The following is a 22,296-nucleotide window of genomic DNA, read 5'->3' as shown; positions in this document are numbered from 1 at the left end:
CAGCACCGAAGCCTCTGCCTCGTCAGTGCACGACTGCAAAGCTGAAACGCGCTGCCTCGTCCTCCCCTGCTTTGTATTTCTTCAGCGAGCCACTTTTTTCTATACGGCCCGCACATTAAAGGATTGCCTGATGACCATGCTCAAAGACCCATCGTCCAAATACCGCGCCTTCCCGGTCATTGATTTGCCTGACCGCACCTGGCCATCGAAAACCATCACCCAAGCGCCTATCTGGTGCAGCTCGGACTTGCGCGACGGCAACCAGTCGCTGATCGAGCCGATGGATTCGGTGAAAAAACTGCGTTTTTGGAAGACCCTGGTCAGCGTTGGCGTAAAAGAAATTGAGGCGTCGTTCCCGGCGGCTTCGCAGACCGACTTTGACTTCGTGCGTACGTTGATCGAAGACGGCCACATCCCGGACGACACCACCATTCAGGTGTTGACCCAAGGCCGTGAAGACCTGATCGCACGGACATTCGAATCGCTGCGCGGCGCGAAAAAAGCCATCGTGCACTTGTACAACGCGACTTCGCCATCGTTCCGCCGCATCGTCTTCAACCAGGACAAGGACGGCATCAAGGAAATCGCTGTCAGCGCGGCCAAGCTGTTCGTCAAATACGCCGCTCAACAGCCAGAAACCCAGTGGACTTTCGAATACTCCCCAGAGACCTTCAGCGCCACAGAACTGGAGTTCGCCAAGGAGGTGTGTGACGCGGTGATCGAGGTCTGGAACCCGACGCCTGAGCACAAAGTGATCCTCAACTTGCCTGCCACCGTTGAGTGCGCCACCCCGAACATCTATGCCGACCAGATTGAATGGTTCGGTCGCCACATCAACCGCCGTGACAGCGTGATCATCAGCCTGCACACCCACAACGACCGTGGCACCGGTGTTGCCGCCACCGAGTTGGGCTTGATGGCCGGCGCAGACCGCGTTGAAGGCTGCCTGTTCGGTAACGGCGAGCGTACCGGCAACGTGGACCTGGTGACCGTGGCCCTGAACATGTACACCCAAGGCCTCGACCCGCAGCTGGACTTCTCTGACATCGACGGCGTGCGTAAAGTCGTTGAAGAATGCAACCAGATCCCGGTTCACCCTCGCCACCCGTATGTGGGTGACCTGGTCCACACCGCGTTTTCGGGCTCGCACCAGGACGCCATCCGCAAAGGTTTCGCACAACAGAAGCCCGACGCACTGTGGGAAGTGCCGTACTTGCCGATTGACCCGGCAGACATTGGCCGTAGCTATGAGGCCGTGATTCGGGTGAACAGCCAGTCCGGTAAAGGCGGGATCGCTTACCTGCTGGAGCAGGAATACGGCATCAGCTTGCCACGCCGCATGCAGATCGAATTCAGCCAGGTGGTTCAGCGCGAGACCGACCGTCTTGGCCTTGAAATGACCGCGCAGCAGATCCACAGCTTGTTGCACAGCGAGTATCTGCAGGCCAACACCCCGTACGCGCTGGTCAGCCATCGCCTGCAGGAAGAAAACGGCCACAGCGCGGTTGAAGTTGAAGTGTCGGCCAAAGGCGCTGGCGAGACCAACCTGCGCTGGAACGGCAAAGGCAATGGCGCCCTGGAAGCCTTGGTTGCCGGCCTGCCGGTCAAAGCTGAAATCATGGATTACAACGAGCATGCCATCGGTGCTGGCACCAACGCCAAGGCCGCTGCTTACATCGAACTGCGGGTGAATGGTGAGCGTGCTGTGCACGGCGTGGGCATTGATGAAAACATCACCACCGCCAGCTTCAAGGCCCTGTTCAGCGCCCTGAACCGCTCATTGAGCGAAGCCGACGCTAAAGCTGCCTAAACGTCTGCTGAAACGCAAAAAGGCCCTGAGGTGCGAACCTCAGGGCCTTTTTTGTTGAGGCTTTTGTAGGAGCGAGCTTGCTCGCGATCTTTTGATCTTTCGCAGCCTTCGTGCCTCATCAGCGACTACAGCCGGACGTAGCCTCGCAAAGCTCGTCAACTGCTACGGGCGTACGCAATTCCCCTGTAGGAGCGAGCTTGCCTCGCGATCTTTTGATCTTTTAAAAGATCGCGAGTGTGTATCAGTACTTCAGATTGAAGTTGTCAGCATCCATGTATGCCGGGAAGCGTTCACGGTAGGCACCCAATTCGCTCGCGCGCAGGCTGACCTGGAACACGCCGTCGGCCTCGCCCGCACTGAGCAAGGTTTCGCCCTGGAAGTCGAGTATCTGGCTGTCGCCACTGTAGACCAACCCTTTGCCATCGGTACCAACGCGGTTTACCGCGCCGACGTAGCAGAGGTTTTCAATCGCTCGGGCCGGTAGCAAGCGGTTCCAGTGCAAACGGCGCGCACCCGGCCAGTTGGCCGTGTAGAGCAGCAGGTCAGTGTCGTGGGGATCGCTGCTCCACACCGGGAAGCGCAAGTCGTAGCAAATCAACGGGCGGACACGCCAGCCTTTGACCTCAAACTGAACCTGCCGCTCGCCCGGCGTAAAGTGTTCGTGCTCGCCAGCCATCCGGAACAAATGGCGTTTGTCGTAGTGCAGCACTTCACCATCCGGCCGCGCCCACAGCAGGCGGTTGCGGTGGCTGCCGTCTGCCGCCTGGACGATGACACTGCCGGTCACCACCGCATTGAGTTTTGCCGCCTGGGCTCGCAACCACTTTGTGGCCGGCCCGTCTTCTGGCTCGGCAAGGGACTCGGATTCCATGCTGAAACCGGTGGTGAACATTTCTGTCAACACCACCAGGTCTGCGCCACGCGCCTGTTCAAGCAACTCCTCGAAGTGCTCGAAATTGGCCTGACGGTCGTGCCACACCAAAGTGGTTTGCACCAGCGCCAGGGTTAAATCGGGTAAACCACTTAGATCACGCATAGTTTCTCTGCTGCTTCGCGCAGCGTCTCCTCGCGTTTGGCAAAACACAGACGGACCAGCCGCTGCCCTTCGGGCGGGGTCTGGTAGAACACCGACACCGGAATGGTCGCCACACCGTGTTCACGGGTCAGCCATACGGCCATGTCGACGTCATTGAGGTCCGGACGAATGTGAGCGTAGTCGACCAACTGGAAGTACGTACCTGCTACCGGTGTGAAGGTAAAACGCGATGGCTTTAACAGATCACAGAACAGATCACGCTTGGCCTGGTAAAACCCGGGCAGTTCTTCAACGTGCTCGGGGCTGGCCGCCATGTAGTCGGCCAATGCGTACTGCAACGGCGTCACACCGCAAAAACTCACGTATTGGTGCACCTTGCGCAACTCGGCGGTCAACGCGGGCGGCGCCACCACATAACCGGTTTTCCAGCCCGTCACGTGGTAGGTTTTGCCGAACGAGCTGACAACGAAAGCACGATGGTACAGCTCGGGGTGTGACAAAACACTGACGTGAGGCACGCCGTCGTACACCAGATGCTCGTACACCTCATCGCTGATCAGATAGATGTCGCGATCGGCGATCAAGGCCGCCAACTGGTCCAGCTCTGCACGGCTGATCAACGCGCCGCTTGGGTTGTGCGGGGTATTCAGGATGATCATGCGGGTGCGCGGCGTTAGCGCGTCGGTGAGTTTTTGCCAGTCGATGGAGAAGTCGTCGAGCCCCAACTGCACATGCACGCAACGACCGCCGGCCAACTCGACCGAAGGTTCATAGCTGTCGTAGCACGGGTCGAACACGATGACTTCGTCGCCGGCGTGAATCACCGCCTGGATGGCACAGAAGATCGCTTGGGTAGCGCCCGGGGTGATGGTCACCTCGGTATCGGCATCCACGTGCACGCCATAACTACGGGCAATTTTGGCCGCCACTTGTGTACGCAAGGCGGGCAATCCGGTCATGGGCGAATATTGGTTGTGGCCACTGGCAATGTGCTGGCCGACGGCATCGCGCAACGCTTGCGGGCCATCAAAGTCAGGGAAACCCTGAGACAAGTTGAGCGCGCCGGTTTCAGCCGCGAGTTGCGACATGCGCGTGAAGATGGTGGTGCCGACATTCGGCAACTTGCTGATAATCATGGCCGTTCCCTGATGAGTTCCCGGCTCTGACTACGGCACAGGACCTAGCGAGAATAGCCCAAACGCCAGACACGAAAAAGGGCTCCTAAAGGTGGGATGCCCGTCAGTGCAGACACCTGCAATCTGAACTGTAGGAGCGAGCTCGTCTCGCGATCTTTCAAACGTTCAAAAGATCGCGAGACAAGCTAGCTCCTACAAGCAGCATTCCCCCAAAGGAACCCTCTTCAGCGCGTTAGCGCTTGTCTCTACGCTTTTTGTCGGCCTTTTTGTGGTGCGACATCATGCGGCGCTTCTTGTTGACCTGGCGGTCGGTCAAGGAGTTCTTGTTGGCTTCGTACGGGTTCTCGCCACCTTTGAACTCGATGCGGATCGGTGTACCGACCAGCTTCAAGACACGACGGTAGGTGTTTTCAAGGTAACGCACGTAAGACTTCGGAACCTTCTCAACCTGGTTACCGTGGATCACGATAATCGGCGGGTTGGCACCACCCAAGTGGGCGTAACGCAGCTTGATCCGGCGGCTGTTGACCATCGGTGGCGCGTGTTCGCTGACCGCGTCTTCAAGGATCTGGGTCAGACGGTTGGTCGGCCAGCGCGTAACAGCCGACTTGAAGGAGTTCTGCACCGATTGGTACAAGTTACCCACGCCAGTGCCGTGCAAGGCCGAGATGAAATGGATGTCAGCAAAGTCAACGAAGAACAGACGACGGGTCAGTTCGACCTTCACGAACTCGCGCTCGCTTGGGGTCATGCCGTCCCACTTGTTGACGGCGATCACCAGTGCACGACCGGCTTCCAGGGCGAAGCCCAGCAGGTTCAGGTCGTGGTCAACCACGCCTTCACGGGCGTCCATCACAAAGATCACCACGTTGGCGTCTTTGATCGCTTGCAGGGTTTTGACCACGGAGAACTTTTCAACTTCTTCGTGAATCTTGCCGCGTTTGCGCACACCGGCGGTGTCGATCAGCGTGTACTTCTCGTCATTACGCTCGAACGGGATGTAGATACTGTCGCGTGTAGTGCCGGGCTGGTCATACACAATGACGCGGTCTTCACCGAGCATGCGGTTGACCAGCGTCGATTTACCGACGTTAGGACGACCGATGATGGCGATCTTGATACCGTCTTTTTCGCTTGGGCCAGGAATGCGCTTGGCTTCCTCACCTTCGAGAACGACTTCTTCTTCGCCTTCTTCTGGCTCTTCAGAATCACGCGGGAAATCACCCAGGGCAATTTCCAGCAATTGCGTAATACCACGGCCATGTGCGCCAGCGATCGGGATCGCGTCGCCCATACCCAAAGGTGCGAACTCGGCACGCGCCATGTCCGGGTCGATGTTGTCGACCTTGTTGGCCACGACATAAGAGCGCTTGTTACGTTTGCGAAGGTGCTCGCCGATCATCTGGTCAGCGGCAGTGAAACCCGCTTTGGCATCTACCAGGAACAGAACGACATCAGCTTCTTCGATGGCCAGCAGCGACTGCTCGGCCATTTTTTCGTCCATACCGTGCTCGTCACCGGAGATACCGCCGGTGTCGACCAAAATGTAGGAACGCCCTTGCCACTTGGCCTCACCGTATTGGCGATCACGGGTCAGACCGGACAAGTCGCCGACGATGGCGTCGCGAGTCCTGGTCAGGCGGTTGAACAAGGTGGACTTGCCGACATTGGGTCGGCCCACCAGGGCGATTACGGGAACCATGCGGCTCTCCACTTCGTTATTTCAGAAAATACAAAAGCCGCTGCAAGGCAGCGGCCAGAGTTCGGAACAGCACAAATGTGCCGCAAACCTTGCAAGAGCAAGGCTGCTTGAGACTCTAGAGCCTCAAGCATAGACGCCTTAGCGAATGGTCAGGGCTTCCAGTTTGCCGCTGTTACCAAACACGTAAATCATGTCACCGACCACCAGCGGGCGCGCCCGAAGACCGTCGCTGTCAATGCGGGTACGGCCAACAAAGCGGCCATCAACCTGGCTCAACAGGTGCAGATAGCCTTCGAAGTCACCGACGGCGACATAGCTGGAGAAGACTTCTGGTGCCGACAATTGACGGCGGGCCAGTGCATCGTTGCTCCACAGGACGGTGGTCGAACGTTCGTCAACGCCTTCTACGGTGCCGGAAGCCATGCTGATGTAGACGTTGCCAAAACCTTGGGCGACACCCGCGTAGCTGGAAGCATCACGCTGCCACAGCACACGGCCGCTTTCCAGTTCCAGTGCCGCCATGCGGCCCTGATAGCTGGCGACGTACAAGGTGCCACCGGACAACAGCAGACCACCGTCAATATCGACGATGCGCTCCAGTTCCGAACGGCCTTGTGGTACAGCCACACGGCTTTCCCATACCGGCACGCCGTTTTGGGTATCCAGAGCAACGACTTTACCGGTCGAAAGACCTGCAATTGCCAGATGATTGGTCACCAACGGTGCGCCCGTACCACGCAGGGTCAGAACACCCGGCGTGCTGTCGTAGATCCAGCGCTGATTGCCGGTGGACGCATCCAGGCCAATCAGGTGGTCGTCCTGGGTCTGAACCACCACAACGTCACCGTTGTTGGCAGGTGGTGCAAGCACTTCGCTGTTAACGCGAGCGCGCCACTTTTCTTCGCCGGTGCTGGCGTCGAGGGCAATCACTTCACCCTGCAGGGTGCCGAGCATGAGCAAGCCATAGCCAACACCCACTGCGCCGAAAACAGGCAGTTCGAGGTCTTTCTTCCACTGAACGTCGCCGTTCATGCGGTCGAGGGACATCACGATACCGTTCACGTCAGCGGCGTAGATGGTATTCCCTTCAACCGCTGGCGTCAGCATGTTGTAGGTTTTACCCTGGCCGTCACCGATCGAACGGTCCCACTGCTTTTGCAGAACGACTTCTTCTTTGAAGTCCGTCAGCTCAGCTGGCGGAAGTTCTTTTTTGCTGTTGCTGCTGCAACCCGCGGCCAAAACGACCAGAGCCAGCAATGCCGCATGTTTCCAACGCATCACTTCACGCATCCCCTTTGGCCAGGTCATCGAGCTTGATTTGTAAGCCACCTACTGCTGCCTCATCAGACAGTGCAGCCTTGGCTTTTTCGTAGGCAGCGCGTGCGTCATCGGTACGGCCTTGCTGTACCAGCAGGTCGCCTTTGAGTTCTTCACGGCTGGCCAGGAATGCTTTGTCCGAGTCGCCGTCCAGCAATTTCAAGGCCTCGTCTGCCTTGCCTTGTGCTGCCAACACCTGAGCCAGACGCTGACGCGCCACTTCAGCCAGGGTCGGGTTTGCCGGTTTGTCGACAATGGCCTTGAGCTCGGTGGCCGCGTCATCCAGCTTGCCGGTGTCTACGGCCACTTTGGCCACAAACAGACCGCCAAACTGCGCGTAGGCAGAACCGCCGTACTCACTGCTCAACTTGTTGGCCAACTCGGCCACGCGGCCCGCATCTGGCTGCCCGGTAGGCGTCAGTGCGGTTTCAAGCAATTGTTGGTAGAGAATCGACGCACCCTGCGACTGGTTCGTCTGATATTTGTGCCAAGCCTGCCAGCCGAACACCACCACCAGCGCCAGCAAGCCGCCAGTGACCAGGGGTTTGCCGTTGCGCTGCCACCAGTCTTTCAACTCGCCCAGCTGATCATCATCGTTACTCGACACCCCAACACTCCTTATTCGATAAATCGGCTGTTAACCCGCTTCAACCCTGCACGATGCAGGTGGCCAAGTGCTCGGAAAGAGCATCCCAGGCAATAGTTTGTTGTTCGCCCTGGCCACGCAGGGGTTTGACACCTACCACCTGCCGGGCCAATTCGTCTTCACCCAGAATCAGTGCAAACAGCGCACCGCTCTTGTCAGCCTTTTTGAACTGGCTCTTGAAGCTGCCAGCACCGGCATTGATTTGCAGGCGCAGGTTTGGCAACTGGTCACGAACGCGTTCGCTCAAGGCCAAGGCAGCCAGTTCAGCGGCCTCACCGAAAGCGCACAGGTAAACATCCACCTGCCGCGCAATTTCTTCAGGGATTTGCTCCAGGGTTTCGAGCAGCAGAATCAGACGCTCGATACCCATCGCGAAGCCAACACCCGGTGTTGGCTTGCCACCCATTTGTTCAACCAGACCGTCATAGCGACCACCGGCACATACCGTGCCTTGGGCACCGAGCTTGTCGGTAACCCACTCAAACACGGTTTTGCTGTAGTAATCGAGGCCACGCACCAGCTTGGGATTGATCACGTACGGAATACCGGCAGCATCCAGGCGAGCCTTCAGGCCCTCAAAGTGCACACGGGATTCTTCGTCGAGGTAATCGACCAGTTTCGGCGCGTCGACCAACACGGCTTGAGTGTCGGCATTTTTGGTGTCGAGCACACGAAGCGGGTTGGTTTTCAGGCGGCGCTGGCTGTCTTCGTCAAGCTCGCTCAGGCGCGAGGACAGGTAATCAACCAGAGCGGCACGGTAGCGCCCACGGGCTTCGCTGGTGCCCAGGCTATTGAGCTCAAGCTTGACCGCATCACGGATCCCCAGTTCGCCCCACAGGCGCCAGGTCAGCAGGATCAACTCGGCATCGATGTCCGGACCATCAAGGTTGAACACTTCAACCCCAATCTGATGGAACTGGCGATAACGGCCTTTTTGTGGACGCTCGTGACGGAACATCGGGCCGATGTACCAGAGTTTTTGCACCTGACCGCCGCCGGTGATGCCGTGCTCAAGCACAGCACGTACGCAGGCAGCCGTGCCTTCGGGGCGCAAGGTCAGCGAATCGCCGTTGCGGTCTTCGAAGGTGTACATCTCTTTTTCGACGATGTCGGTGACTTCACCAATCGAGCGCTTGAACAGCTCGGTGAACTCGACGATCGGCATACGGATTTGCTTGTAACCGTAGTTATCCAGCAAACGCGCAACCGTGCCTTCGAAGTAGCGCCACAGCGGCGTCTGCTCGGGCAGGATGTCATTCATGCCACGAATGGCTTGCAGAGACTTGCTCACAAAAAATCCTTAATCCGTTTGGTTAGCCGCGCGCGATAACGGCTGCGTCAGCTTCGACCTTGTCGGCCGCCTTCTGCCGGATCAGCTTTTCAAGCTGGTCCACCAGGTTTTCATTCGTCAATTTTTGCGACGGCTTGCCGTCGATGTAAATCAGGTTGGGCGTACCGCCGGTCAACCCTACGTGAGCTTCTTTGGCTTCGCCGGGACCGTTGACCACACAACCGATCACCGCCACATCCAGCGGCACCAGCAAGTCTTCAAGGCGTACTTCCAGTTCGTTCATGGTTTTCACCACGTCGAAATTCTGCCGGGAACAGCTTGGGCATGCGATGAAATTTATGCCACGTGAACGTAAATGCAGGGACTTGAGGATGTCGTAGCCGACTTTTACTTCCTCGACCGGGTCTGCTGCCAACGAGATGCGAATAGTATCGCCAATCCCCTCGGCGAGCAGCATACCTAGGCCCACGGCAGATTTCACTGTGCCCGAGCGTAAACCACCGGCTTCGGTGATGCCCAAGTGCAGTGGCTGGACGATTTCTTTGGCCAGCAGGCGGTAGGCTTCAACGGCCATAAACACGTCGGAGGCCTTTACGCTGACTTTGAAGTCCTTGAAATTCAGGCGTTCAAGATGCTCTACGTGACGCAGGGCCGACTCAACCAATGCGGCCGGTGTCGGCTCGCCATATTTTTTTTGCAGGTCTTTTTCGAGCGAACCGGCGTTAACGCCGATACGGATCGGAATACCACGATCGCGGGCGGCATCGACCACAGCACGTACGCGGTCTTCACGACCGATATTGCCCGGGTTGATCCGCAGGCAATCTACGCCCAACTCCGCCACGCGCAGCGCGATGCGGTAGTCGAAGTGGATGTCGGCGACCAACGGTACTTTGACCAACTGTTTGATACGGCCAAACGCTTCAGCGGCGTCCATGTCCGGCACAGAAACCCGGACGATATCGACGCCCGCAGCTTCCAGGCGGTTAATTTGCGCCACCGTTGCAGCCACATCATTGGTGTCGCTGTTGGTCATGCTCTGTACGGCAATAGGGGCATCGCCGCCTACCGGTACCGAGCCAACCCAGATTTTGCGCGATTCGCGACGTTTAATTGGTGATTCGCCGTGCATGACTTATTGACCTAACTTCAGGCGAGCGGTCTCGCCACTGGTGAAAGGAGCCACATCCACAACCTGACCGTTGTAGGTCACCTGCGCGCCGCGGGCATAGCCCAGGCGGACGCTGAAAGGCGGCTTGCCGGTCACATCAAGCGTGTCACCCTTGCGTTTAAGACCACTGAACAGCACTTTGCCGTTGCCATCAGTGACTTGAGACCAGCAATCAGCGACATAGTTGATATTGACCTTGCCGGCACCCGCAACGGGCGCGGTGCTGGCGGCTTGTGGGGTAGCGGGTACGGCAGCCGGAGCAACGGGCGTGGCAGCGGCTGGAGCCGCTGGCTGCACAGGGGCCACTGAAGTGGCTGGCGCTGCTGGCGTTGAAGCAGCCCCGGTAGCAGGCAATGGCAGGTCAGTGCTGGCAGCTTGCTCTGTCGACGGTTGCGGCGCGGCTTCGCCTTCTACATTGGCCTGGGGCACCGCTTGGTCTTCCGGCTCATCGAGCGGGTGGATCTGGGTGGTGCCATCGGCGCCTTCAACTTCTACGTGCTCGGGGGCCAGACCAATCAGGTCCTTGGCGCGCATGGACGTTTGGTCCTGCCACCAGAAAAAACCACCGCCCAGGACGGCAATGAGCAGTAACAAACTAATGATGCGCAAAATGGTATGTGACACGCGCACGGGCTCTTCAATACGCCCCAGGCTGTGCACATTGCTGCCATTGGCATCGGTGCCGGTGTACACGTCGAACTCATGCACCAGGCTGGCCTGATCCATACCAAGCAATTTGGCATAGGCGCGGATGTAACCGCGGGCAAAGGTATGGCCCGGCAGTTTGTCGAACGCTCCCGTCTCAAGGTTGCTCAAGGAACTGGCCGTGAGATTGAGTTTCAGGGCGACTTCAGCCAGGGTCCATCCATTGTTTTCACGGGCCAGACGCAAGGTCTCACCGGGATTGACACGAGTCGCTGCTAGAACTTCGGGTTGCGCCGCTTTCATCATTGCTCCGACAGGTATTGCTGATATTCCGGCGTGCCGGGATAGAGTCGTTGTAGTTGCTGGCCATAGTTGGCTGTGGAGGTGCGCTCATCGAAAACACTCGCCAGTCGCGCACCGAGCAATAGACTACGTGCATTTTGCCCGCTAAGCAGGCTAAAACGATCGTAATAGTCACGTGCTGGCACATAATGCCTGTCTTCGTAAGACATCTCAGCCATTTCGAGCAGTGCACGGGGTTGCTGACGGTTCAGGCGCAAGGCTTTTTCAAGCTGCTGGCGCCCCACCTCACGCCGCCCCAGCATGAGCGAAGTGACCCCAAGGTTCTCGTAAACACGCGAACGCTCAGGGTACAGGCTATCTGCCGAGGCTTTTAGAAACTGGCTGTAAGCGTCCTGATAGCGCTGTTGCTCAAACAGGAAGCTGCCGTAGTTGTTGATGATTCGCGTGTCATTCGGCCGCCCGCTTAGCGCTGTCTGGAACGCCCGCTCTGCAAGCGCAGGCTCCATTTCGTACTGAAACACCAAGGCCAGTGCGGCGTTGGTGTCCGGGTCCGTCTTGTTAAGATCGAGGGCTTTGCTGAGGGGGACTTTGGCTTGTTCGGCCATCCCTTGCTGGAGATAACCAAGCCCGAGCTGAACATAGGCCTGACGCGCTTCTTCACGCCCCTTGTCGCTACTCAACGGGTTTGAATCACCCGATGAGACACAGCCAGCCAAGAGGCCGGCCATGAGGACAGGGAGCGCAGCGCGCAAGATCATAGGTTTCCTCTCTCAGGGCTGAGCCGCAGCGTTTTGCGCCAGATCAGTCTCAGCATTGAGTTCGCGTGCGGCGATCAGGCGCGAGCTACGGCGGGTACGATCATTGACCTGACCCACCAACTGCCCGCAGGCCGCGTCGATGTCTTCACCACGGGTGGTGCGCACAGTCACGTTGTAACCCGCTTGCTGGAGCAGTTCCTGGAAACGGCGAATGGCGTTGTTGCTTGGACGCTCATACCCCGAATGCGGGAACGGGTTAAACGGGATCAGGTTGATCTTGCACGGGGTGTCCTTGAGCAGTTCGATCATTTGCACCGCGTGATCGACGTGGTCATTGACGCCTTTGAGCAGGGTGTATTCAACGGTCAGAACACGCTTTTCGCCCAGGCTCGACATGTAGTTGCGGCAGGACTCAAGCAGCATTTTGAGCGGGTATTTCTTGTTGATCGGCACCAACTGACTGCGCAGTTCGTCGTTTGGTGCGTGCAGCGACAACGCCAGGGACACGTCGATGTGCTTGGACAGCTCATCGATCATGGGCACCACGCCCGAGGTGGACAGGGTCACCCGGCGCTTGGAGATGCCATAGCCCAGGTCATCCATCATCAGATGCATGGCGGCGATCACGTTGTCGAAGTTCAGCAGCGGCTCACCCATGCCCATCATCACCACGTTGGTGATGGCACGGTCGATGGTTGCCGGGACGCTGCCAAAGGATTTGTTGGCAATCCACACCTGGCCAATCACTTCGGCTACGGTGAGGTTGCTATTGAAGCCTTGCTTGCCGGTGGAGCAGAAACTGCAATCCAGGGCACAGCCTGCCTGGGACGAAACGCACAAAGTGCCGCGTTTGCCCTGGGGAATATAAACGGTCTCGACGCAGCTGCCGGACTCAACGCGTACCACCCACTTACGGGTGCCATCGCTGGAGATGTCCTCGCTGACGACTTCAGGTCCACGAACCTCAGCAATAGCCTTGAGCTTGTCGCGCAAGGCTTTGCTGACGTTAGTCATGGCGTCGAAATCATCGACGCCAAAGTGGTGAATCCACTTCATGACCTGACCGGCACGGAAACGCTTCTCCCCGATTGAGTCGAAGAATTTCTCCATTTCCGGCTGAGTCAGACCCAACAGGTTAGTTTTGCCAGTCGTTGCAATCATGTCTTCACCCTCACTCACAAGCCAATGCTTAGCGAGTGGTTACTTCAGTAGCTGCGAAAAAGTAAGCGATTTCGCGTGCAGCGGCTGCTTCCGAGTCGGAACCGTGAACAGCGTTAGCGTCGATGGATTCAGCGAAGTCAGCACGGATGGTGCCAGCAGCGGCTTCTTTAGGGTTGGTAGCGCCCATCAGCTCACGGTTCAGAGCGATAGCGTTTTCGCCTTCCAGAACCTGAACAACAACTGGACCGGAGATCATGAAAGCAACCAGGTCGGCGAAGAAGCCGCGCTCGCTGTGCTCAGCGTAGAAGCCTTCAGCTTCTGCTTTGGACAGTTGCTTCAGTTTGGAAGCTACAACCTTCAGGCCAGCGTCTTCGAAACGGGTAACGATCTTGCCGATAACGTTTTTAGCAACGGCGTCAGGCTTGATGATGGAGAAAGTACGTTGAACAGCCATGGTGTAACTCCAGAAACAGTGATTTAAGCGAAAAATTAAACCCGCGAATTATACGCGGGTTCTTGGGTATTGCATAATTACGAACGTTGCGGGCTTAGTCAGCCTCTTCGATCCACAAACCCTGAATGGCTTCGAGGACTTTCTCCCCGCCGCGATCCGGGATGTCGTCAAAGTCAGGCAACGCCATAACCAGGTTACGCAGCTTGACGAAGTTCACCGTCAGCGGATCAACATCCGGGTGAGCCTCAGCCAGCTGTATAGCAATTTCTTGTACATCAACCCATTTCAGACTCATGACAATTCCTTGAATCAGTGCGGCGCTTCGGCAGCATGGTTGAGTGAGTATTTCGGGATTTCGACGGTCAGGTCTTCTTCACCGACAAGCGCCTGGCACGCCAGACGCGAGTGCGCTTCCAGACCCCAGGCTTTGTCCAGATAGTCTTCTTCGAGCTCATCGGCTTCTTCGAGCGAGTCGAAACCTTCGCGAATGATGCAATGGCACGTGGTGCAGGCACAGACGCCGCCACAGGCGCTTTCCATCTCGATGTGGTGCTCATGCGCCAACTCAAGGATCGAAGTGCCGGGCTCAGCCTCTACAACCAGGCCATCCGGACAGAACTTCTCATGGGGCAGAAAAATGACCTGCGGCATTGTTATTCCTCAATCTCATTCAGGTTGCGCCCCGCCAGAGCGGCTTTGACGGTCAAATCCATACGGCGGGCAGCAAAAGCATCGGTCACTTGCGACAGACGCTTGGTCTGTTGCTCGATAGCATAGCCATCGGTGCCTTCTAATAATTCGGATAATTCCTGCATTTGCAGCTCGATGACCATGCGCTCTTCGGCATCCAGCAAACGCTCGCCATCGACCTCAAGGGCAGCTTGCACGGCCTCGATCAGGCGCCGGGCATCGACTTGCTGCTCGCGCAGGACACGGGCAACCTTGTCGTCACCGGCGTATTGGAACGAATCTTTGAGCATTTTGGCGATTTCGCCATCGGTCAGCCCGTACGACGGCTTGACCTGAATGCTGGCCTCAACACCCGAGCCCAATTCACGGGCCGAGACACTGAGCAAGCCATCGGCGTCGACCTGGAAGGTCACGCGGATTTTCGCAGCACCCGCCACCATCGGCGGAATACCACGCAGTTCAAAGCGCGCCAGTGAGCGACAATCGCTGATCAGCTCGCGCTCGCCTTGCAGCACATGCACCATCATGGCCGTCTGGCCATCTTTGTAGGTGGTGAAGTCTTGCGCACGGGCCACCGGGATCGTGGTGTTACGCGGAATGACTTTTTCCATCAGGCCGCCCATGGTCTCCAGACCCAGCGACAAGGGAATCACGTCAAGCAGCAGCAACTCGCCACCATCGCGCTTGTTACCCGCCAGGGTATCTGCCTGAATCGCAGCACCGATGGCAACCACTTGGTCCGGATCGATGTCCGTCAGCGGCTCACGACCAAACATCTCAGCCACAGCCTCGCGAACACGCGGCACGCGGGTCGAACCACCGACCATCACCACCGCCTGAACATCTTCAAGCTCAATATTGGCATCACGCACGGCACGGCGGCAGGCTTTGAGGCTGCGCGCAACCATCGGCTCGATCAGCGCATTGAAGGCATCACGAGTCAGCACTGCCTGCCAATCGCCAAAGCTGACCGGCACCGAGGACGCATCGGTCAGCGCCTCTTTAGCCGCACAGGCCATTTGCAACAACTGGCGCTGAGCCCCCGGATCAAGGTCCGCCGACAAACCGGCCTGCTCGACGATCCAGCTCGCAATGGCGTGGTCAAAGTCGTCGCCGCCCAGAGCGCTGTCGCCCCCCGTGGCCAAGACTTCAAACACACCACCGGTCAAACGCAGGATAGAGATATCGAACGTACCGCCACCCAGGTCATAGATCGCAACAACGCCTTCTGCCTGCTGATCCAGACCGTAAGCCACTGCCGCAGCCGTCGGCTCGTTGAGCAGGCGCAACACGTTCAGCCCGGCCAGACGCGCAGCATCTTTGGTGGCCTGCCGTTGAGCATCGTCAAAATAGGCGGGAACGGTAATCACCGCCCCGACCAATTCACCGCCCAGAGTCTTTTCGGCGCGCTCGCGCAACACCTTCAAGATGTCCGCCGACACTTCTACCGGGCTTTTTGGGCCTTGCACGGTGTCAATGAACGGCATGTGCGACTCACCGCCGACAAAGCGGTAAGGCAACTGCTCGCCCAATTGTTTGACGTCGGACAGACCACGACCCATCAAACGCTTGACTGACAACACGGTGTTGTAAGGGTCACTGGAGGCCGCCAGGCGTGCGGATTCACCTACCTCGACGCGGTCTGCGTGATAACGCACCGCAGAAGGCAGGATGATTCGACCTTCGGCATCAGCCAGCGGCTCGGAAAGACCACTGCGCAATGCAGCGACCAGCGAATTGGTAGTACCCAAGTCGATACCCACAGCCAGACGACGCTGGTGCGGTTGAGGACTTTGGCCGGGTTCGGCGATCTGCAGTAGGGCCATTGTGATCAGGACTTATCTGTATATCAGGCGTGCAACCTTGGCGGCACTGGGTTAATCGTCGAGGCGCTCTTCTAACTGGCGCACTTCGTAGGTGAGCTTGTCGAGGAACTGCATGCGGCGCATCAGGCGTTCAGCCTGTTCACGCTGTGCAGCATCATCCCAACAGGCAGCGAAGCTTTCGTTCAATTGGTTCTGAGCGGCTTTAAGACGACGCTTGAATGCGGCAACACCCGCTATATCGGCATCGTCTTGAAGGTCCTCAAGCTCTTCGCGCCATTGCATCTGCTGCATCAGAAACTCGGGGTCATGCACCGTGACTTCAAGGGGCATGTCGCCACCACTCATCGCGAGCAAGTAACGCGCACGTTTAGAGGGGCTTTTGAGTGTCTGATACGCCTCATTGAGGCTGGCGGATTGCTCCAGCGCCAGACGCTGCTCACGCTCGGAAGCATCAGCAAAGCGGTCCGGGTGCACACCACGCGCCAACTCACGGTAACGCGCGGCCAACTGATCGAGGTCCAGATTGAAGCTCGGCTGCAGTTCAAACAAAGCAAAATGACAAGGAGTACCCACGACTGGCCTCAGATGTTGAAGCTCTCGCCGCAGCCACATTCGCCGCGCACGTTGGGGTTATTGAACTTGAAGCCTTCGTTGAGGCCTTCCTTGACGAAATCAAGCTCGGTGCCGTCAAGGTAGGTCAGGCTTTTAGGATCAATGATCACTTTTTCGCCATGGGTTTCGAAGACTTGATCGTCTGCGCCCACTTCATCGACAAACTCCAGCACATAGGCAAGACCGGAACAGCCCGTGGTGCGAACACCCAGACGAATCCCCTCACCTTTGCCGCGCCCATCAAGGGAGCGGCGAATATGCTTGGCCGCCGCCTCTGTCATGCTGATAGCCATCGTGACTCCTTACCTCTCGCCAGTATCATCACCGACCCTTGCCCTTTCAGGCACGGGCCATTCGGGTCAGATCAAACCTTTCTTCTGCTTGTAGTCGCGAACAGCCGCCTTGATGGCGTCTTCAGCGAGTACCGAGCAGTGAATTTTTACAGGTGGCAAGGCCAGTTCTTCAGCCAGCTGAGTGTTCTTGATGGTCTCTGCTTCATCCAGAGTCTTGCCCTTCATCCACTCGGTTGCCAGGGAGCTGGAAGCAATTGCCGAACCGCAACCATAGGTCTTGAACTTGGCATCTTCAATGATGCCCTGCTCGTTCACCTTGATCTGCAGACGCATGACGTCGCCGCAGGCCGGTGCACCCACCATGCCGGTACCGACATCTGGGTCTTCCGCGTCCATCTTGCCGACGTTGCGCGGGTTTTCGTAGTGGTCAATGACCTTTTCGCTGTAAGCCATGGTACTAATCCTCACTCATCAGAGTCGCTCTTCAGACGCTGTAAAACTGCTATTCGCTGCGTTCTGCAGCGTCTGCTTGCGGCGACTTAAGTTATTAGTGCGCCGCCCATTCGATTTTCGAAATGTCGATGCCGTCTTTGTACATGTCCCACAGCGGCGACAGGGCGCGCAGCTTGGTAACAGCCTCGCAAACTTTCTGCGCGGCGTAGTCGATTTCTTCTTCAGTGGTGAAACGACCGAAGGTGAAACGGATCGAGCTGTGTGCCAGTTCGTCATTGCGGCCCAGGGCGCGCAATACATAGGACGGCTCAAGGGAAGCAGAGGTGCACGCCGAACCGGACGATACCGCCAGATCCTTGAGCGCCATGATCAGCGACTCGCCTTCAACGTAGTTGAAGCTCAGGTTCAGGTTGTGCGGAACGCGGGCGGTCATGCTGCCGTTGACGTACAGCTCTTCAAGGTGTTCAACCTGCTTGAAGAAACGGTCGCTCAAGGCTTTGATACGGACGTTTTCAGCGGCCATTTCTTCTTTGGCGATCTGGAACGCTTCACCCATGCCCACGATCTGGTGGGTGGCCAAGGTGCCCGAGCGCATGCCGCGCTCGTGACCGCCACCGTGCATGGCCGCTTCGATACGCACGCGAGGCTTGCGGCTTACGTACAGTGCGCCGATGCCTTTAGGGCCGTAGGTTTTGTGAGCCGAGAAGGACATCAGGTCCACCTTCAGCTTGGCCAGGTCGATTTCAACCTTGCCGGTCGACTGGGCAGCGTCCACATGGAACAACACGCCGCGCGAGCGAGTCAGCTCGCCAATGGCTGCGATGTCGTTGATGGTGCCGATTTCGTTGTTGACGTGCATGATCGACACCAGAATGGTGTCTTCACGCAGTGCGGCTTCAACCATGGCCGGGGTGACCAGACCATCTTCACCTGGCTCGATGTAAGTCACTTCAAAGCCTTCACGCTCCAGCTGACGCATGGTGTCGAGAACGGCTTTGTGTTCAATTTTGTCGGTGATCAGGTGCTTGCCCTTGGAGGCATAGAAGTGTGCTGCACCTTTGATTGCCAGGTTGTTCGCTTCGGTCGCACCGGAGGTCCAGACAATTTCACGCGGGTCTGCGTTAACCAGATCAGCAACCTGACGGCGAGCGTTTTCTACCGCTTCTTCAGCTTTCCAGCCAAAGACGTGAGAGCGCGAAGCCGGGTTACCGAAGTTCCCGTCAACCAGCAGGCAGTCGCTCATTTTTTGAGCAACGCGCGGATCAACCGGGGTGGTGGCTGAGTAATCAAGGTAAATCGGCAATTTCATGGACTATCTCCTAAATCAGGCTGGCTGGCGCACCGTCGTTTTTATGCAATCACTCGACGGCGGACGCTTCGATCTTATCCAGGTGCGGCGCTTTGCCATTACAGCGGCGCTGATCCTGACGCTGGGCTACTTCTTGTACCTCACGGCGAGTAACAAGATCAGCCAAGCTGATACCACTGAGAAATTCGTGGATTTGCAGGCTCAAATCGCACCACAGGTGGTGGGTCAGGCACGTGTCGCCGGCATGGCAATCGCCAAGGCCCTGGCAGCGCGTGGCGTCGACCGATTCGTTCACTGCATCAATCACCTGGGCAACCTGAATACCTTGCATGTCGCGCGACAGCTGATAGCCGCCGCCAGGGCCACGAACGCTGGAGACCAGGCTGCTGCGGCGCAATTTGGCGAACAGTTGCTCAAGGTAGGAAAGAGAGATGCCCTGACGCTCGGAAATATCAGCCAGGGACACCGGCCCGTGCTGTGCGTGCAACGCTAAATCGAGCATTGCAGTTACGGCGTAGCGGCCTTTTGTAGTCAGTCTCATGGACAGGTACCACGGAATTCGGAATGGAGGCGAGTATGCTATTCCCGACTGTTTAAGTCAACTATTAGACCTAGTACTTTAGTCGGGATTACCCGCAAAGAGCGGCGGCATTGTAGCAGGGTCTGCGGCGTAATGGCACACGCGCAACTTTGTAGTCGCTGCCGCAGGCTGTGATCGAGCGCGAAGCGGTCGCGCTTTTAAGACCCAAGAAAAGTCCTACGGCCTTTATCGCAGCTTTCGGCAGCGACTACAGGCCAATTACACCGCTTTGCTTTCGTCCTTGCCCTGGACGCAGGCGAAGTCTTCTTCGCGCAGTTCTGGCAGTTCTTTGGCGCAATAAGGGCTGCCCAAGTCTTTCAAGGCCCCGCACATGCCGTCCAGCTTGCCGTCAACCGCCTGCAAGTGGTCCAGCAACTGGGCAATGGCACGCGCCACCGGGTCTGGCATGTCTTCGCTCACACCATAAGCATCAAAGCCGATTTTCTCGGCCATGGCTTTGCGCTTCGCCTCGGCCTCATCATCACTTTTGACGATGATCCGGCCCGGAATGCCGACCACGGTCGCGCCCGCAGGCACCGCCTTGGTCACCACCGCATTGGAGCCTACTTTAGCCCCCGCACCGACAGTAAACGGGCCCAGTACCTTGGCGCCCGCGCCCACCACCACACCGTTTTCCAGTGTCGGGTGGCGCTTGCCTTTGTTCCAACTGGTGCCACCCAGCGTCACGCCCTGATACAGGGTTACGTCATCACCGATTTCAGCGGTCTCACCGATCACAATGCCCATGCCATGATCGATAAAAAAACGACGACCGACCTTGGCCCCCGGATGAATTTCAATCCCGGTCAGCCAGCGGCCAAAGTTCGACACCAGGCGCGCAAGCCACTTCCAGCCGGCACCCCAGAGCATGCCTGAGAGGCGATGGATCCAGATCGCATGCATGCCCGGGTAGCACGTCAACACTTCGAAAGCATTGCGCGCCGCCGGGTCACGATGGAAAACGCTTTGAATATCTTCACGCAGACGCTCGAACATCATTAATCCTTGCGCTTTAGCAGCTCGCCACGGGCCGCTTTTTGGGTTTCGGTGAGAATGCCACGCAAAATGTTCATTTCCGCACGACTGACCGAGCTGCGACCGTACAGCCTGCGCAGGCGCGCCATCAGATGACGCGGTTTTTCCGGATCGAGGAATTCGATAGCCACCAATGTCTGCTCCAGATGCTCGTAAAAGCGCTCCAGCTCATCCATGGTCGCCAGCTCAGTGCTTTTAGTGGAGGCGACTTCTTCTTTTTCAATCTTGCTCGACTGACCTTGCGCGGCCAGCCAGGCCATGCGGATCTCGTAGCTCAACACCTGCACGGCTGCGCCCAGGTTCAGGGAACTGAACTCAGGGTCGGACGGGATGTGCACGTGATAATGACAGCGCTGCAGCTCTTCGTTGGTCAGGCCGGAGTCTTCACGACCGAACACCAACGCGATTTCAGCGCCCCGCCCTGCCTCTTCGACGACTTTTTGCCCACATTCGCGCGGGTCCAGCAGCGGCCAAGGGATACGGCGGTCACGGGCACTGGTACCCAGCACCAGATTGCAGCCTACCAGCGCGTCTTCCAATGAGGCGACGACTTGCGCATTTTCAAGAATATCGCCCGCGCCGGACGCCCGAGCATCGGCCTCGTGGTGCGGAAAGACCCTTGGCTCGACCAGCACCAAACGCGACAACCCCATGTTTTTCATGGCTCGCGCAGCACCGCCGATGTTGCCGGGATGGCTGGTATTGACCAGAACGACACGAATATTAGACAGCAATGGGAGCGCTCACAGACCGGTAAAAGGGAGCAAATCTTACCTAAGCCCATCACCTTAAGCTACGTAAGCAAACGCAAACCTTCATCTGCCAAAATTTTCTGTTAGAATGTCCGGCTTTCTTTAACGACCTAGGTGAAACGTCCATGCAGCCCATGCTGAATATCGCGCTGCGCGCCGCCCGCAGCGCCAGTGAATTGATTTTCCGCTCCATCGAGCGCCTGGATACCATCAAGGTTGACGAAAAAGACGCCAAGGATTACGTCTCTGAAGTCGATCGTGCTGCTGAACAGAAAATTATCGACGCCTTGCGTAAGGCCTACCCGACGCACGGCATTCTCGGTGAAGAAACCGGCCTGCACGCAGGCAGCGGCGAAGGTGCAGACTACCTCTGGATCATCGACCCACTGGATGGCACCACCAACTTCCTGCGCGGCGTACCTCACTTCGCTGTCAGCATCGCCTGTAAATACCGTGGCCGCCTGGAGCACGCCGTTGTTCTCGACCCGGTTCGCCAAGAAGAATTCACTGCCAGCCGTGGCCGTGGCGCCCAACTGAACGGTCGCCGTCTGCGCGTCAGCGGTCGCACCAGCCTTGAAGGCGCCCTGCTGGGTACCGGCTTCCCGTTCCGCGACAACCAAATGGACAACCTGGATAACTACCTGGGCATGTTCCGCAGCCTGGTCGGCCAAACTGCAGGCATCCGCCGCGCAGGCGCTGCCAGCCTGGACCTGGCCTACGTGGCCGCCGGTCGTTTTGACGCATTCTGGGAGTCGGGCCTGTCCGAGTGGGACATGGCAGCAGGCGCACTGCTGATCCAGGAAGCTGGCGGCCTCGTCAGCGATTTCACCGGTAGCCACGACTTCCTTGAAAAAGGCCACATCGTTGCCGGCAACACCAAGTGCTTCAAAGCTGTGCTGACTGCAATTCAGCCACACCTGCCGGCCTCGCTGAAACGCTAAGCGAACGCCGCGCACAAAAAAAGCACCTTTCGAGGTGCTTTTTTTTGGTCTTTAGATCAAAAGGCCTGTAGGAGCAGCCGGTCGACGCTCGATTGCCTCGCGATCTTTTGATCTTTTAAAAGATCGCGAGGCAAGCTCGCTCCTACAGATTGAACTGCCCCCCAAAAGTTGGACAGATTAACTAGCGCCCTGTGCAGCCTGAGTCCTGTATCCCACAGGGCTTAGGCTGTTGAGCGTTAGTTTGATGCGGTCATGGTTGTAATAATGGATGTATTCATCCAGCCCCGTCTTCAGCGCTTCAACGCTTTCAAATCGCTTCAAGTAGAAAAACTCGGATTTCAGCGTACCAAAGAAACTTTCCATCGCGGCATTGTC

Annotated in this window: 24 protein-coding genes; 2 read left to right on the top strand and 22 right to left on the bottom strand. The window is 57.6% G+C overall.

All coding sequences use genetic code 11. From position 1 onward, the window contains the following. The first annotated feature begins 130 nt into the window (after positions 1 to 130). On the top strand, positions 131 to 1,810 hold the full coding sequence (gene leuA, locus AAEZ03_RS15705) for a 2-isopropylmalate synthase (RefSeq protein WP_350579805.1): 1,680 nt from the start codon (positions 131 to 133) through the stop codon (positions 1,808 to 1,810). A 241-nt stretch (positions 1,811 to 2,051) separates the two neighbouring features. Here the strand turns inward: leuA and AAEZ03_RS15700 are convergent, their stop codons facing one another. From AAEZ03_RS15700 to trmJ, 21 genes are all read right to left on the bottom strand, one after another. Then, positions 2,052 to 2,846: an amidohydrolase gene (locus AAEZ03_RS15700; RefSeq protein ID WP_350579802.1), complete on the bottom strand. Its 795-nt coding sequence runs from the start codon at positions 2,844 to 2,846 to the stop codon at positions 2,052 to 2,054. Beyond that, positions 2,834 to 3,982: a pyridoxal phosphate-dependent aminotransferase gene (locus tag AAEZ03_RS15695; protein ID WP_123751405.1), complete on the bottom strand. Its 1,149-nt coding sequence runs from the start codon at positions 3,980 to 3,982 to the stop codon at positions 2,834 to 2,836. The genes AAEZ03_RS15700 and AAEZ03_RS15695 overlap by 13 nt, the downstream gene beginning before the upstream one ends. A 232-nt stretch (positions 3,983 to 4,214) precedes the next feature. Then, the gene (der, locus tag AAEZ03_RS15690) at positions 4,215 to 5,684 is read right to left on the bottom strand and encodes a ribosome biogenesis GTPase Der (RefSeq protein ID WP_153336030.1); all 1,470 of its coding nucleotides are present in this window, start codon (positions 5,682 to 5,684) and stop codon (positions 4,215 to 4,217) included. A 138-nt stretch (positions 5,685 to 5,822) separates the two neighbouring features. Continuing rightward, complete coding sequence (gene bamB / locus AAEZ03_RS15685) at positions 5,823 to 6,974, bottom strand: outer membrane protein assembly factor BamB (protein ID WP_350579845.1); 1,152 nt, start codon at positions 6,972 to 6,974, stop codon at positions 5,823 to 5,825. Continuing rightward, complete coding sequence (locus tag AAEZ03_RS15680) at positions 6,967 to 7,608, bottom strand: tetratricopeptide repeat protein (RefSeq protein ID WP_350579798.1); 642 nt, start codon at positions 7,606 to 7,608, stop codon at positions 6,967 to 6,969. Before AAEZ03_RS15680 ends, bamB begins: the two co-directional genes overlap by 8 nt. Positions 7,609 to 7,648: 40 nt before the next feature. Further along, positions 7,649 to 8,938: a histidine--tRNA ligase gene (gene hisS, locus AAEZ03_RS15675; RefSeq protein WP_123751403.1), complete on the bottom strand. Its 1,290-nt coding sequence runs from the start codon at positions 8,936 to 8,938 to the stop codon at positions 7,649 to 7,651. A gap of 22 nt (positions 8,939 to 8,960) precedes the next feature. Then, complete coding sequence (gene ispG / locus AAEZ03_RS15670) at positions 8,961 to 10,070, bottom strand: flavodoxin-dependent (E)-4-hydroxy-3-methylbut-2-enyl-diphosphate synthase (protein ID WP_019408672.1); 1,110 nt, start codon at positions 10,068 to 10,070, stop codon at positions 8,961 to 8,963. Positions 10,071 to 10,073: 3 nt separating this feature from the next. Beyond that, positions 10,074 to 11,057 (bottom strand): RodZ domain-containing protein, encoded by a 984-nt coding sequence (locus AAEZ03_RS15665; RefSeq protein ID WP_350579794.1) that lies wholly within the window; start codon positions 11,055 to 11,057, stop codon positions 10,074 to 10,076. Continuing rightward, positions 11,057 to 11,815 carry a type IV pilus biogenesis/stability protein PilW gene (gene pilW / locus AAEZ03_RS15660; RefSeq protein ID WP_350579791.1) on the bottom strand — a complete coding sequence of 253 codons (759 nt, stop codon included), beginning with the start codon at positions 11,813 to 11,815 and terminating at the stop codon, positions 11,057 to 11,059. The genes AAEZ03_RS15665 and pilW overlap by 1 nt, the downstream gene beginning before the upstream one ends. 12 nt (positions 11,816 to 11,827) lie before the next feature. Continuing rightward, positions 11,828 to 12,976 (bottom strand): dual-specificity RNA methyltransferase RlmN, encoded by a 1,149-nt coding sequence (gene rlmN / locus AAEZ03_RS15655; RefSeq protein WP_048367086.1) that lies wholly within the window; start codon positions 12,974 to 12,976, stop codon positions 11,828 to 11,830. A 28-nt stretch (positions 12,977 to 13,004) separates the two neighbouring features. Continuing rightward, a complete protein-coding gene (gene ndk / locus AAEZ03_RS15650) occupies positions 13,005 to 13,430 on the bottom strand; it encodes a nucleoside-diphosphate kinase (RefSeq protein WP_048367087.1) in 426 nt (141 codons plus the stop codon). Positions 13,431 to 13,524: 94 nt separating this feature from the next. Continuing rightward, the gene (gene iscX / locus AAEZ03_RS15645) at positions 13,525 to 13,725 is read right to left on the bottom strand and encodes a Fe-S cluster assembly protein IscX (protein WP_048385877.1); all 201 of its coding nucleotides are present in this window, start codon (positions 13,723 to 13,725) and stop codon (positions 13,525 to 13,527) included. A 14-nt stretch (positions 13,726 to 13,739) separates the two neighbouring features. After that, the gene (gene fdx, locus AAEZ03_RS15640; RefSeq protein WP_048367090.1) at positions 13,740 to 14,081 is read right to left on the bottom strand and encodes an ISC system 2Fe-2S type ferredoxin; all 342 of its coding nucleotides are present in this window, start codon (positions 14,079 to 14,081) and stop codon (positions 13,740 to 13,742) included. Between the two features lie 2 nt (positions 14,082 to 14,083). Continuing rightward, positions 14,084 to 15,946 carry a Fe-S protein assembly chaperone HscA gene (hscA, locus tag AAEZ03_RS15635; RefSeq protein ID WP_350579786.1) on the bottom strand — a complete coding sequence of 621 codons (1,863 nt, stop codon included), beginning with the start codon at positions 15,944 to 15,946 and terminating at the stop codon, positions 14,084 to 14,086. Positions 15,947 to 15,997: 51 nt separating this feature from the next. Then, complete coding sequence (gene hscB / locus AAEZ03_RS15630; RefSeq protein ID WP_123751400.1) at positions 15,998 to 16,519, bottom strand: co-chaperone HscB; 522 nt, start codon at positions 16,517 to 16,519, stop codon at positions 15,998 to 16,000. Positions 16,520 to 16,527: 8 nt separating this feature from the next. Next, on the bottom strand, positions 16,528 to 16,851 hold the full coding sequence (iscA, locus tag AAEZ03_RS15625; RefSeq protein ID WP_048367093.1) for an iron-sulfur cluster assembly protein IscA: 324 nt from the start codon (positions 16,849 to 16,851) through the stop codon (positions 16,528 to 16,530). 66 nt (positions 16,852 to 16,917) lie between these two features. Then, positions 16,918 to 17,304: a Fe-S cluster assembly scaffold IscU gene (iscU, locus tag AAEZ03_RS15620; protein ID WP_003443374.1), complete on the bottom strand. Its 387-nt coding sequence runs from the start codon at positions 17,302 to 17,304 to the stop codon at positions 16,918 to 16,920. A gap of 94 nt (positions 17,305 to 17,398) precedes the next feature. Further along, the gene (locus tag AAEZ03_RS15615) at positions 17,399 to 18,613 is read right to left on the bottom strand and encodes an IscS subfamily cysteine desulfurase (RefSeq protein WP_048367095.1); all 1,215 of its coding nucleotides are present in this window, start codon (positions 18,611 to 18,613) and stop codon (positions 17,399 to 17,401) included. A gap of 49 nt (positions 18,614 to 18,662) precedes the next feature. Beyond that, positions 18,663 to 19,154 (bottom strand): Fe-S cluster assembly transcriptional regulator IscR, encoded by a 492-nt coding sequence (iscR, locus tag AAEZ03_RS15610; RefSeq protein ID WP_047273839.1) that lies wholly within the window; start codon positions 19,152 to 19,154, stop codon positions 18,663 to 18,665. A 258-nt stretch (positions 19,155 to 19,412) separates the two neighbouring features. Next, complete coding sequence (gene cysE / locus AAEZ03_RS15605) at positions 19,413 to 20,189, bottom strand: serine O-acetyltransferase (protein ID WP_048385870.1); 777 nt, start codon at positions 20,187 to 20,189, stop codon at positions 19,413 to 19,415. Between the two features lie 2 nt (positions 20,190 to 20,191). Beyond that, positions 20,192 to 20,962 (bottom strand): tRNA (cytosine(32)/uridine(32)-2'-O)-methyltransferase TrmJ, encoded by a 771-nt coding sequence (gene trmJ / locus AAEZ03_RS15600; protein ID WP_350579778.1) that lies wholly within the window; start codon positions 20,960 to 20,962, stop codon positions 20,192 to 20,194. Between the two features lie 143 nt (positions 20,963 to 21,105). Here trmJ and suhB point away from each other — a divergent pair, with 143 nt between their 5' ends. Beyond that, positions 21,106 to 21,921: a type III secretion system regulator SuhB gene (gene suhB / locus AAEZ03_RS15595; protein ID WP_047273836.1), complete on the top strand. Its 816-nt coding sequence runs from the start codon at positions 21,106 to 21,108 to the stop codon at positions 21,919 to 21,921. A 177-nt stretch (positions 21,922 to 22,098) separates the two neighbouring features. Here suhB and AAEZ03_RS15590 read toward each other — a convergent pair. After that, positions 22,099 to 22,296: IS3 family transposase (locus AAEZ03_RS15590; protein ID WP_350579775.1), on the bottom strand; the 198-nt coding region annotated here is incomplete at its 5' end.

The sequence above is a fragment of the Pseudomonas sp. HY2-MNA-CIBAN-0224 genome, from assembly GCF_040310285.1.
GTDB lineage: Bacteria > Pseudomonadota > Gammaproteobacteria > Pseudomonadales > Pseudomonadaceae > Aquipseudomonas > Aquipseudomonas helleri.
The sequence above is the reverse complement of the archived record's forward strand: the minus strand, read 5'-3'. Positions and strand labels throughout refer to the sequence as shown.